The organism is Ralstonia mojiangensis (assembly GCF_023955645.1).
Classification (GTDB): Bacteria; Pseudomonadota; Gammaproteobacteria; order Burkholderiales; family Burkholderiaceae; genus Ralstonia; species Ralstonia mojiangensis.
This window is the reverse complement of sequence record NZ_JAMXHU010000005.1, coordinates 475246-487044: the sequence shown is the minus strand read 5'-3', so window position 1 is coordinate 487044 and position 11799 is coordinate 475246. Positions and strand designations below refer to the sequence as shown.

The 11799-nt window shown below is 66.3% G+C and carries 8 protein-coding genes; 4 read left to right on the top strand and 4 right to left on the bottom strand.

Annotated elements, in window-relative coordinates; all coding sequences use genetic code 11:
- Positions 1 to 33 precede the first annotated feature (33 nt).
- The 3 genes from NG898_RS22650 to NG898_RS22640 all read left to right on the top strand — a co-directional run bounded on the left by NG898_RS22650 (position 34) and on the right by NG898_RS22640 (position 4906).
- Positions 34 to 228 carry a hypothetical protein gene (locus tag NG898_RS22650; protein ID WP_092972264.1) on the top strand — a complete coding sequence of 65 codons (195 nt, stop codon included), beginning with the start codon at positions 34 to 36 and terminating at the stop codon, positions 226 to 228.
- 284 nt (positions 229 to 512) lie between these two features.
- Positions 513 to 3146 (top strand): bifunctional lysylphosphatidylglycerol flippase/synthetase MprF, encoded by a 2634-nt coding sequence (gene mprF, locus NG898_RS22645; RefSeq protein WP_252694526.1) that lies wholly within the window; start codon positions 513 to 515, stop codon positions 3144 to 3146.
- Positions 3143 to 4906, top strand: a complete 1764-nt coding sequence (locus NG898_RS22640) for a virulence factor family protein (RefSeq protein ID WP_252694525.1) — start codon at positions 3143 to 3145, stop codon at positions 4904 to 4906. The genes mprF and NG898_RS22640 overlap by 4 nt, the downstream gene beginning before the upstream one ends.
- 78 nt (positions 4907 to 4984) lie before the next feature.
- On the opposite strand, the gene NG898_RS22635 is transcribed toward NG898_RS22640, so the two are convergent.
- The 3 genes from NG898_RS22635 to NG898_RS22625 form a co-directional block, all read right to left on the bottom strand.
- On the bottom strand, positions 4985 to 6706 hold the full coding sequence (locus NG898_RS22635) for a SulP family inorganic anion transporter (protein WP_252694524.1): 1722 nt from the start codon (positions 6704 to 6706) through the stop codon (positions 4985 to 4987).
- 79 nt (positions 6707 to 6785) lie between these two features.
- Positions 6786 to 7331, bottom strand: coding sequence for a sunset domain-containing protein (locus NG898_RS22630; protein ID WP_252694523.1), 546 nt, complete (start codon positions 7329 to 7331; stop codon positions 6786 to 6788).
- A 210-nt stretch (positions 7332 to 7541) separates the two neighbouring features.
- A complete protein-coding gene (locus tag NG898_RS22625) occupies positions 7542 to 8468 on the bottom strand; it encodes a LysR family transcriptional regulator (protein WP_252694522.1) in 927 nt (308 codons plus the stop codon).
- 112 nt (positions 8469 to 8580) lie between these two features.
- Here NG898_RS22625 and NG898_RS22620 point away from each other — a divergent pair, with 112 nt between their 5' ends.
- Positions 8581 to 9330 (top strand): SDR family oxidoreductase, encoded by a 750-nt coding sequence (locus NG898_RS22620; protein WP_252694521.1) that lies wholly within the window; start codon positions 8581 to 8583, stop codon positions 9328 to 9330.
- A gap of 46 nt (positions 9331 to 9376) precedes the next feature.
- Here NG898_RS22620 and NG898_RS22615 read toward each other — a convergent pair whose 3' ends face one another.
- The gene (locus NG898_RS22615; protein ID WP_252694520.1) at positions 9377 to 11701 is read right to left on the bottom strand and encodes a TonB-dependent siderophore receptor; all 2325 of its coding nucleotides are present in this window, start codon (positions 11699 to 11701) and stop codon (positions 9377 to 9379) included.
- Between the last annotated feature and the right edge of the window lie 98 nt (positions 11702 to 11799).

The following is an 11799-nucleotide window of genomic DNA, read 5'->3' as shown; positions in this document are numbered from 1 at the left end:
GCCTATTCTGGGTAAGCATTCTTGGAGAACGCCATGCCAGAGCCAGACGATCGCGCCTCACCCACTCCGGCGCCCGCCAACCCCCATCCGCCCGTGGCCGATACGCATGAAGAAGCCCTGCTCGACGAGGGCATTGAGGAAACCTTTCCTGCCAGTGACCCGGTTTCCGTCGATGCCGGCAAGCCCGATGTGCCCCCTAAGGCGCCGGAGAGCGCGCCCAAACCGTAAAATGCGGACTGCGCGTCAACGCATCGGCTGCTTCAGCCGTATTACGTAGGCCGCAAACAACGTGCGAATCCAGCACACGCGCCGCCTGAAGCGCGCGTCGAGAGGAAACCGGCGTCTGCGACAAGCCTGTGCCGGTAGGTCGGGGTGCCATCAAGACGTCGATACCGTGCCGAGGGTGGGCTCCGGCGGTTTGGCGTGCCGCGCTCTCTCGTCTCTGCGTGTCCGGATTTGCGTATCGCTTCGACCCGGCACTCCGCCAAGCCAGCAGGATTTCGTTTTTCACCATGCCTGACGCCGCGTCCAACGACGCCAGTCCAACATCACGCCGATCCTCGGCCCGCACCGCGCCTGACGCGCCCGCCACGCCTGCGCCCGCTGATTCCGGCTTTGGCGTTGCCGGCTGGATCGTGGTCGGCGTGGTGCTCGTGCTTGGTGCGCTGGTGTTCGACAGCCTGTATGCGCTGCTCGACCATGTGCACTACGCCGACATGGTCGCCGCGCTGCAGGCCACGCCGCGCTCGCACCTGATGCTGGCCATGCTGGCCACGGCGCTCAGCTACGTCGCCCTGACCGGCTACGACGCGTCCGGCCTGCGCTATGCCGGCGCGCATGTGGCGCCCGCTACGGTGGCCACCACCTCCTTCATTGCTTATGCGCTGGGCAACACCGTCGGCCTCGGTTCGTTGACGGCCGGGGCGGTGCGCACGCGCTTGTACACGGCGGCCGGGGTCGATGCCGCGCGCGTGACGGAGGCGGTCGCGTTTGATGCAGGGGCGCTCGGCGTGTCCACCACGGCCTTTGGCGCGGTCGGGCTCCTGTGGGGCGCGCCGCACATCGCCGCGATTACGCATCTGCCCGCAGCGCTGCTCGAAGTCGTGGCACTGCTGGTGCTGGCCGGCGTCGTGGCGTTGTTGATCCTCTGTATGCGACAGCGCCATGTGACGCTGTTCGGCCGGTGGGAGATCCGCCTGCCGCCGCCAGGATTGGCCGCGCGTCAGTTTGCGATTTCAGCGGCGGACATGAGTGCGGCTGCGGCGGCGCTGTGGGTGCTGATGCCAGCAGGCGCTGTCGATCTGCCCACTTTTGTGGCGTTTTACGCGCTGGCGGTCACGCTGGGTGTGCTGAGCCAGAGCCCGGGCGGCCTTGGCGTGTTCGAGGCGGTCATCCTGCTGGGCTGCAGCGGCCAGGCGCCGCCGGCCGAGGTGCTCGCCGCCCTGCTGTTCTACCGCGTCATCTATTTCCTGCTGCCGCTGGTCGTGGCTGCTGCCATGCTCGGTGCGTTCGAGTTGCGCTCCGGCGCCGGGGCGCCGTTCGGCCGCGCTGCGGTCAAGCTGTCGCCGGGGCTGCTGGCAGCGCTGACGATGGTGGCGGGCGTGATGCTGCTCGTCTCGGGCGTTACCCCCGCCAGTGACGAAGCCGAAGACCTTCTGCGCATGCATGTGCCGCTGTTCGTGGTGGAAGCCTCGCACATGATCGGCAGCGTGGCGGGGCTGATCATGCTGTTTGTCGCGCGCGGGCTGCTGCACCGGCTGGACGCCGCGTGGTGGGCGGCGCTGGTGCTGTCGCTGCTCACCGGCGTGTTGGCGTTGCCCAAGGGCATTGCCGTGTCGGAGATGGCGGTGCTGGTGACGCTGGCGGTGCTGCTCGTCATCTCGCGCCGGCAGTTCGACCGGCCGTCGTCGCTGTTCTCTCAGCGGCTGGAGGCGGGGTGGCTGCTTGCCATGGTCTGCGTGTTTGCGGCGTGCGTGTGGATCCTCTTCTTCGCCTACCGCGAGGTCGCTTACGCCAACCAGCTCTGGTGGCAATTCACGTTCGACGGCGATGCGCCGCGTTCCATCCGCGCGCTGATGGCCGTGGCCGTAACGGGACTCGGCTTCGGCATGTGGCAGCTCTTTCGCAAGGAGCCCGGCGTTACGACCTTCCCGAGCGACGAAGAACTCGCCCGCGCGGCCGAGATCGTCCGCAAGCAGCCCGCCGCCGATGCCACGCTCGCGCTGATGGGCGACAAGAGCCTGCTTTTCTCGCCGTCGGGCAACGCGTTCATCATGTACGCCAAGCAGGGGCGCTCGTGGGTGGCGCTGTCCGACCCGGTGGGCGCGCAGCAGGAATGGCCCGAGTTGATCTGGCGCTTTATCGAAATGGCCGACGCGCATGGCGGCCGCGCCGCGTTCTACAAGACGCGGCCCCAGACGCTGTCGCTGTATCTCGATGCGGGGCTGCGCGCCTACAAGCTGGGCGAAGAGGCGTATGTGTCGCTGCCCGAGTTCAGCCTGAAGGGCTCACGCCGCGCCAACCTGCGCCATGGTGTCACGCGCGGGGAGCGCGAAGGCCTGTCATTCGAGATCATCCCGACGGCAGACGTGCCGACCGTCCTGGACGAATTGCGCGCCATCTCCGATGAATGGCTACGCAACCAGAATGCGCGCGAAAAAGGCTTTTCGCTGGGCGCGTTTGACGACCGTTACATCTGCAGCCAGCCCGTGGCCGTGGTGCGCCGCGAGGGCGTCATCCTGGCGTTTGCCACGCTGATGTGCCCCGATGTGCTGCGCATCGAGGCGAGTGTCGACCTCATGCGCTATCGCAGCGACGTGCCGCCGGGCACGATGGATTTCCTGTTCGGCAAGGTCATCCTCCACTTCCAGGCGCAGGGGTACCAGCGTTTCGGGCTGGGGATGGCACCGATGTCGGGCATGGTTGAGCATCAGCTTGCGCCGCGCTGGCACCGCTTCGGACGGATGATGTTCCGACACGGCGCGCGCTTCTACAATTTCAGAGGGCTGCGCAATTTCAAAGACAAGTTCGAGCCGGTGTGGGAAGCCCGCTACCTGCTCGCACGTGGCGGTATTGCGCCGCTGTTCACATTGACGGACGTCGCCGCGTTGATCGGCGGCGGCTTGAAGGGAGTGATCTCCAAATGAGTTGGCAAGTACCGCGCACGCAAGAGGCGCGGCATCGGGGAGTGCTACGCAAAGGCTTGCGTTGGGCTGGGCATTTAAGTGCGGTCGGCATGGTGCTGGCAGCATCCTGGGCCATCGCTGCCGATGCTCCGGCTGCCGTCAAGCCCACACCTGCGCAAGGTCCGGTGCTGGTGCCGCCTGTGGGCATGACGGGCGCCAGCGGTGTTGTGGCGGTGCCGCCGCGCGGCGACATGCCGCCTCGCCTGCAAATGAGCGCCGCCGCCGTTACCGCCAACAAGGCTGCCAATGGTGGCGTGCTGTCGCTGCCGGTGGTGGCGCCCGCTACGCCCGCTGCTGCACCGGGTGCCGTCGAGTTCGTCACGCACGGGCGCTTTCGCGATGTGCCGGTCTACAAGCCCAAGGGTGAAATCCGCTCCGTCGTGCTGATGCTCTCGGGTGACCTGGGCTGGACGCCCGCCGCATCGCGCATGGCAGAGAGCCTCGCGCAGCAGGGCGCCCTGGTGGCAGGTTTGTCGACGCCTGCGCTGTTCGCCAGTCTGGAGGCTGACCTGGGCGATTGCGCCTTCCCGGACGGTGACCTCGAAAACTTCAGCCGCTTCCTGCAGGCCTACGAGAAAGTGCCGGGCTACTACCCGCCCATCCTCGTCGGCGACAACGAGGGCGGTGCGCTGGCTTACGCCATGATTGCCCAGGCGCGCCCGAATATCTTTGCCGCGGCCATGTCGATGGAATTCTGCCCGGTGCTGGAGCTGCGCAAGCCGCTGTGCAAGGGCGAGGGCGTGCACTTCAGCCGCCGCATGAGCGAGAGTCGCACCACCGCCAAGCGCGTCAAGCCGCCTGAAAATGCCGGCGTGGTCCTGCTGCCCGCCACGAAATTGTCTGCGCCGTGGGTGGCGCTGCAATCGGCCACGCCCACGTCGTTTGCGCGGCGCTCCGGTCCGCTGTGCGAAGCGCGTGCCACGCAAGCCTTCATCGATACGATTTCGGGAGCGCAGTCGGTGGCATTGCCGGCCACCGTGTCGGCTGCCAACGCACCGCCCGTGACCGCCTCCGACCCATTCAAGACCGCTTTCGCCAAGCTTGTCGCGCAGCGCAAACCGCCGCCCCCGCCGCCGCCCGCAGCGGTGTCCGACCTGCCGATCATCGAAGTGCCCGCGCAGCCCGGTACATCGTCGGAGTTGTTTGCCGTACTGCTCTCGGGTGACGGCGGCTGGGCGGGGCTCGACAAGGAGGTGGCCGCTGCGCTTTCCAAGTCAGGCGTGCCCGTGGTCGGCATCGATTCGCTGCGCTACTTCTGGACGCCGCGCACGCCAGCCTCTGCCGCCGCCGATATGGATCGGCTCGTGCGCTTTTACGCCGCGCGCTGGAAGAAACAGAAGGCTTTGCTGATTGGCTATTCGCAGGGCGCAGACGTGCTGCCCTTCATCGTCAACCGGATGCCGGCGGCGTCGCGCGAGCATGTTGCGCTGGCCGTGATGATGGGCCTGGGCAAGCGTGCTGATTTCGAGTTCCACATGACCAACTGGGTGTCGAGCAGCGCGTCCGGCCTGCCGATCCTGCCGGAGGTGCAGAGGCTGCCGGCGGGCCTGGGCATGTGCATCTACGGCAAGGAAGAGAAAGACACCAATTGCCCGGGCCTGGACCCGAAGCAGGTGCAGCTGGTGAAGCTGCCTGGCGGCCATCACTTTGATGGTGATTACGCCAAGCTGGCGCGCATCATTCTCGAAGGCGCGCGTGCAGCAGGCAACGCCCCGCGCTAATCCGCCAACGCCGGGGCTGGCGCGTGTCGCGCAGCCCCGGGAAGACCGGCGTGTTTGGAACGAGGCGGCGTTGTCGCGCTAGGCCGGTGCCGGTGTGCCGCCCGTTGAGGCCAGCGACTGCACACACTCGTCCACGCTCAGCTCGTGCAGCATCTCGGTGCGCAGCGTGTTGTCGGTGGCGCGCTGCAGGACGGTCAGCGCGCGCGGCTTGAGTCGCACGAGCATCAGTTGCAGGCCGCGCGCCGCACATTCGGCGGCAAAGATGCGCAGCGCTTCGATGGCCGAGCCGTCCACGTCCGGTGTTTCTTCCAGGCTGAGCATGATGACGCGCAGCGCGGGCTCGTGCGGCTGTTGCAGCATCGCACGCACCGTGCCGAGCACGCGCTCGGTGTTGGCGAAGAACAGCGGGACTTCGGGCCGGACGATCAGCACGCCAGGCACCGGCTTGGCTTCGGGGTGCAGTGACACATCGACGAAATCGTGGCTCTCCCGCAGGCGACCGAGCACGCTCACGTTGGGCTCGGAAAGCTGGCGCAGCGTCAAAAGCAGGCTCACGCCAATCGCGGCCAGCAGCCCGTGCAGCACGCCCAGCACCAGCACGGCCAGCAACGCGGCAATCACCACCAGCCGATCGCGGCGCCAGGTCCAGTAAGGCTTGAACACGGCGGGATGCAGTGAATGGCTTACCGCAAAGATCACGATGGCCGCCAGCACCGGCTCGGGAATGCGCGCGAGTTGCGGCAGGAACAACCAGACGATCAGCGCCACCACGGCCGCCGCGCAGAGCCCCGAAAAACGCGATTGCGCGCCCGCCGCTTCGTTGGCAGACGTGGCCGAATACCCGGCGCCGACGGGCATGCCATGCAGCAGGCCAGAGAGCAGATTCGCGCAGCCCAGCGCAACGAGGTCACGGTTGGCGGAGATGCCATCTCCGTGCTTGAGCGCGAAGTTGCGGATCGAGCCGTAGGACTCGGCATAAAGGATCAGCATGAGCGCAAAACCGAGTTCGGCGCTTTCCATCCATTGCACCCGGTTCAGCGCAGGCACACCGAAACTGATGTTCTGCAGGTCGATATGGCCGACCACGGCAATGCCGTAGCTGTGCCAGTCGATCCAGTAGCCGGCCGCGATGGCCAGCACGATGACGACCAGCGTGGCCGGAATGCGCCCCCAGCGCCCAAGGCCGAAGAGCAGCGCGAGTGCGACGGCGCCCAATGTCGTGCTGTACCGGTTGGCACTGGCCGCACTGGTGATGAGGTCGAGCGCGATGCGTGGCGTGTCGCTGTGGTGCACCGTCACGTCGAGGATCTTAGGCAACTGCTTGACGGCAATCGTCAGTGCCAGCCCAAACGTGAAACCGCGCAATACCGGTCGCGCGATGAAATCCGACATGCCGCCCAGGCGTGCCGCGCCCGCCAGGATGAACAGCACGCCCGTTGCGATGATGAGCGCCGCCGCCATCGTGAGCGCCGTTGCGCCGTTACCGCTAGGTTCGGATAGCACCGTCGCAAACAGAACGGCGGCAGAAGACGATGTGGCCGAGACAATGGCAAAGCGGCTCGTGCCGATCAGCGAATAGACCACCAGGCCGCACAGCAATGCGATGAGCCCGGCCTGTGGCGGCAGGCTGGCAATGCCTGCGTAAGCAACGGCTTCGGGCAGCAACAGGCCCGCAATCGAGAACCCGGCGATGACGTCGCGCACCACCCGCTGCTGTGGCGGCTGGGGCGGCGCAGCCAACGGGGCGAAGCCCTCTGGGTGTTGCAGGGCGGCGGCGGGATGTTCGTTGCTGGGGGGCATGCGATGCGGTGATCAGGCTGAAATGGACGACGCCGCGACCCGGGTGGGCCGCGGCGTGCGGGTTTGCGTCAGGCGTGTCTTACTTGGTGCAGGCCTTGTTGCGGCTGGGGCGCATGCCGGCAGCCTTGGCGTCAGCTTCGGTCATGTATTCGCCCTGCTTGGTCTTGCCGTAATAGCGATCGCCCGGGCAGTGGTAGACCTTGGTGCTGGCATTGGCCCAGACCTTGTCGGGGCCGCCGCCGGGGGCAACGGTGCCTGCAGCGGCCGCGGCCGGTTTGGCAGGCGCTGCGGCTGCGGGCTTGGCCGCTGCTGCCGGAGCTGGAGCTGGAGCGGCGGCACGCGCAGCGGGAGCGGCTGCGGCAGGTTTGGCCGGAGCCGGGGCGGCAGGTGCAGCGGCCGGCGCGGCAGCAGGGGCACCGCCTGCGCTGGCTTTCTTGTCGACACCGCCATGGCCGCGGCAAGCGCCCTTGAGCGTCGCGCCGCTATACGGGGTGCCATCCTTGCAGACCGCGTGGACGGCCGCCGGGGCCGCTGCTGGTGCGGTGGCGGGCGCGGCGGTGCCCTGCGCAAACGCCGAGCCCATCACCAGCGCACCCATCGAAAACATCAACGCAGACAGTTTCATAACGAGACCCTCAACGAGGCACGGAGATACGTGCGTGACCGATTAACGCTGGCCGACAGCGCGCGTTGACCCACCCGAGGGTTTGTCAGAAGACAAACGCTGCAACATTGATCATTCCGCAACAGTCGGCGTCGCTTGTGTTGCGCCGACGGGCGAATGCGGCGTCGGCGTCATCCCAGCATAGGCAAGATCACGTGGCCCGGTGAAGTTTCAGGCGAATGCGTCGACGCCCTGCACAAGCCGCTTGGCCAGACGGGGCTGCCGTAGTTGTTCGAGCCACCATTGGAGTGCGCGGCCTTCACCGTCGCCATCGCCGCTGCGCCAGCCGACGTAGAGCAGGTTCGGCTCGCGCGGATCGGTGGTGCGCTTTTCCACCAGCTCGCCGCGCGCAAGCAGGGACGCCACGCGGTGCCGCGGCAGCCAGCCGACGCCCAGGCCGTCGCGCTGCGCAAGCGTCTTGGCACGCATGCTGGGCACGGCCAGCGTCGGTTGCCCGCTGAGCATGCCGTAGGCGCGGCCGGCGGTGGTTCGCGCGGAATCGGCCACCACCACGGCGCGATGTCGGGCGATTTCCTCGCGCGTGAGCGGCGCTTCAACGGCGGCTAGCGGATGCCGTGGCGACACGGCAAACACCCACTCCACCACGCCCAGTTCGAACCACCCGAGGTTCGGGATGGACGGCGGCTCGTTCGTCGCCCCGATGACGAGATCGGCGCGGCCGTCGCGCAGCGCCTCCCAGGTGCCGGCCAGTACCTCGTGCGTCACGCGCAGCGCCACGCCCGATTGCAGCGCATCGAACGCGTGCATCACGGGCATGAGCGATTCGAACTCCAGCAGTTCATCCGTCACGATCCACAGGCGGTCTTCCCAGCCGTTGGCCACCTGGCGCACACGCTGCGTCACGCGCGAGACATCCTGCGCCAGTCGCGCGGCTTCTTCCGTAAGCAACTGCCCGGCGCGCGTGAGCTGCAGCCGGTAGCGGCGCCGATCAAACAGCAGGGCGTCGAAGCGCTGCTCCAGTTGCCGCGCGGCATACGACACGGTCGATGGCGCCTTGCCCAGTTGTGCCGCCGCGCGCGACAGGCTGCCCGTCTGCCGGATGGCCTCCAGCAGGGCCAATTCTTCATCCGTCAACATGTGCAATTCCTTCGAACGTGTTCATCGTCCGGATCGTATGGCAAACCGCTTGCCCGCGTCCACACTGCAGTCACGCGATTGTTCAAGTTCAACTTTCCTACTGGAGGACATCATGAATCGCTTCGAAGGCAAGACCGTTCTGGTCACTGGCGGCAACAGCGGTATTGGCCTGGCAGCCGCCCAGGCATTTGTGCGCGAAGGCGCCCGCGTGGTCATCACTGGCCGTGACGCCGCAGCGCTGGAAACGGCGCGCGCCGCGCTCGGTCACAACGCCATCGCCATCCGCAATGAAACCGGCAGCGTGGCGGCCGCACGCGAGCTGACCCGTCAACTGCAGGAGGCCGGCGTGCGTCTGGACGCCGTGTTCATCAACGCCGGCATGGCCCGCTTTGCCGCCGTCCCGGACGTTGACGAGGCGCTGTGGGATGCCACCTTCAACGCCAACGTGAAGGGCGCGTTCTTTCAGATCCAGGCACTGTTGCCCATCCTCAACAAGGGCACGTCGATCGTGCTGAACGGCTCCATCAACGCACACATCGGCATGCCGAATTCTTCGGTCTATGCAGCGAGCAAGGCTGCGCTGATCTCGCTGGCGAAGACGCTGTCGGGTGAACTGATCGGTTCGGGCATCCGCGTGAATGTGGTCAGTCCCGGCCCGGTGACAACGCCGCTGTACGGCAAGCTCGGCCTGGATGCCGACACGCTGGCTGCCACCGCTGCGCAGATCCAGAGCCAGGTGCCGCTGGGCCGCTTTGGCCAGCCGGAGGAGATTGCTTCGACCGTGCTGCATCTGTCGGCGCCGGAATCGGCCTTCATTGTTGGCACGGAAATCATTGCCGACGGCGGCATGAGCCAGCTTTAAGCCCGTCCCTTGGCGCGTGTGCCCGATTCGGCTGGGCCGGCCAACGTCAGAAGTTGTGGGTCACGCGCAGTGTCAGCGTGCGGCCCGGCTGAACGGGGATGAAGTTTCCAGACTGTGCGTTGCCGTAAGCCCGGATATTGAAGAGATTGCGTGCGAAGAGATCGACGCTCCAGGATCTCTGGTGCCAGAAGAGACTGGCGTCGGCGCGCATGAAGCCGGGCATGCGAAACGGGGTGTCGCCGTAGCATGGCGCGCCGCGTTGCCCCGTGATGCCAATCCCGGCGCCCGCGCCTTTCAATGGGCCCGCCTGCATGGTGTACGTCGTCCAAACCGCGCCGCTCAGGAATGGCGCCTGCGGCAGGTATCCCGTGATCAGCGTGCCGGATACGCGAGCCAGTGCCACCCACAACGAGGTGTCCAAGCCTTTGGTTACCGCGCCTTGCATCGAGACTTCCAGTCCTTCGCTGCTTTGGTGCGCGATTTGTGTGTCGTAGCCGGCGGGCGCCACATCCACCAGCCTTACGTGGTGCGCGTCGATGCGATACAACGCCGCCTGCATCGTCAGCGCGCGGTTGGCATCTGCCCAGCGCAGCCCGGTTTCCAGCTGGCGACTCCGTTCAGGCAACAAGGCTTGGCACGGATCGAAGTAGCTGGTGTTGAGACGGAAACCGCGTGAGTAATCGGCAAACCATGCGGTATGCGGCGTCAGCTTGTAGAGCACGCCCAGCGACGGTGTCCAGGCGGAGCCCTGAAGCTGCCCGAGCGGCAGTTTGGCGATGTAGTCATTCACGTACATGGCGCCGGACAGCTCCCAATGCTCGCCAATGGCGACTTGGTCACGCACGCGAAACTCCGACTGCCGTACCGATTGCGAAACCTGAATGCCCGGCACGAACGTGGCCGGCGGCAGTTGAACAGGGGCAAACGGATTCTGCGGCATCAGAAAAGGCGCTGCCGCAAAGACCATGTCCTGCCGCTCCTGAAACTCATCCCAGCCGAGCGTGAGCACGTGCTGGAACGGCCCATGTGCGAACCTGCCCGTGAGCTCGTTCGAGATGGCCCACGAGGTGTCGTTGCTGCGATCGCCAAAGTTCAGCGTCGACGTGGGTGCCATGTTGTTGACCACGAGCGCCGTATGCCAGAGCGCAGATTGTTCGGTGAGCGCTTCGTACGTGCCGCGTGAGTGCAAGGACCAATCGTCCGACAGGTTGCGCGAGACCTTGTAATAGGCGCGGCTCGCGCGGGACTGCACGTTGTCGTCGGCATTGCCCAGCGGGCTTTGCATGGCCAATCGGACAGGCGCGCCGTTCAATGCGAACGTGGCGGGCGGCATGGGCTGGCGGCTGGTGACGGACTCGAGTCCGACTGTGACCTCCGTAGCGGCATCCTGCCACCCGAGCGCTGCGAGCCCGTAGCTTTTGCGGCGACCGGCGTATCCGGAATCGCTGTTGGCCGTCGTGTCCTGCAACGCCACCGTCCGGTAAGACAGGTCGGTCGATCCGATCGGGCCGGCTAGATCCACCAGGGCTTTGCGCTCGGCGTGCGAGCCGATTTCCACGGACACCGTCCGTTGCGGCGCTACCGTGGGTGCCCTGAGATTGGCATTGATGCCGCCCACGGCGGTGGGGGCACCCCCGATGTCAGCATGCGTTCCCTTGATCACCGAAACATCTTCTACCGCCTCGAGGGGGCGCAGCGCAGCCATCTTGTCAGGCTGACCATCGACGGAGATTTGTCCCGTCATGAAACCCCGCGTGGCGTACCGTGGCGTGGCGCTGGGGTCGAGCGACATCGACGAGACACCGGCAAGTGCCAGGGCATCTGCCATCGACGGGGCATTCTGGCTGGTGAGCAACTCTCTTGTGAGGGTGCTGACGGCGTGGGGCTCGCTCGTAATGGGCGTCTCGATATGCGTGATGGAGCCTGTTGTGAAGACGGCAAAGTCGCTGTCTGTCTTTGCCCGTACTTCAGCTGGGGGAAGGGTCCCGATGTCGCGCGGCTGCTCTGAGGCCCGCACGATGGTCAACGTGTTGTCGGGCAGCGTGGTCAGTTGCAGACCGCTGTCCTTGAGGGCCTGTTCCGCAGCCTGCTGGGCCGACATGGCACCGCGAACCGGACCAGCCAACAGGTCTTTGGCAAGACCGGAGGGGAACGACATGGGCTGTCCGCTCACGTTGGCGATTTCCATCAACACCCGCTCCAAAGGCGCCCGCTCGATGGAAAAATCCCAGGTGCCCAGCGGGGCAGCGTGGGCGTACTGCGCAGCGAACAGCGCTGCAAGCCCGAACAGTCGCACGCCGTGCAATGTGCGGCCCGTGCGCGGCAGGCAAGCCTGCGCCGTTGCGCATGCGATGGCTTTAGACGGCCGCATGGTGATGATGCACGCGGCGCAGCGGCACTTCGAGCACATCCTGACAAGCGATCAGGCGGCGGGGTCTGCGGTCACCCTGGCGTGCGGGGCTCCGTCTC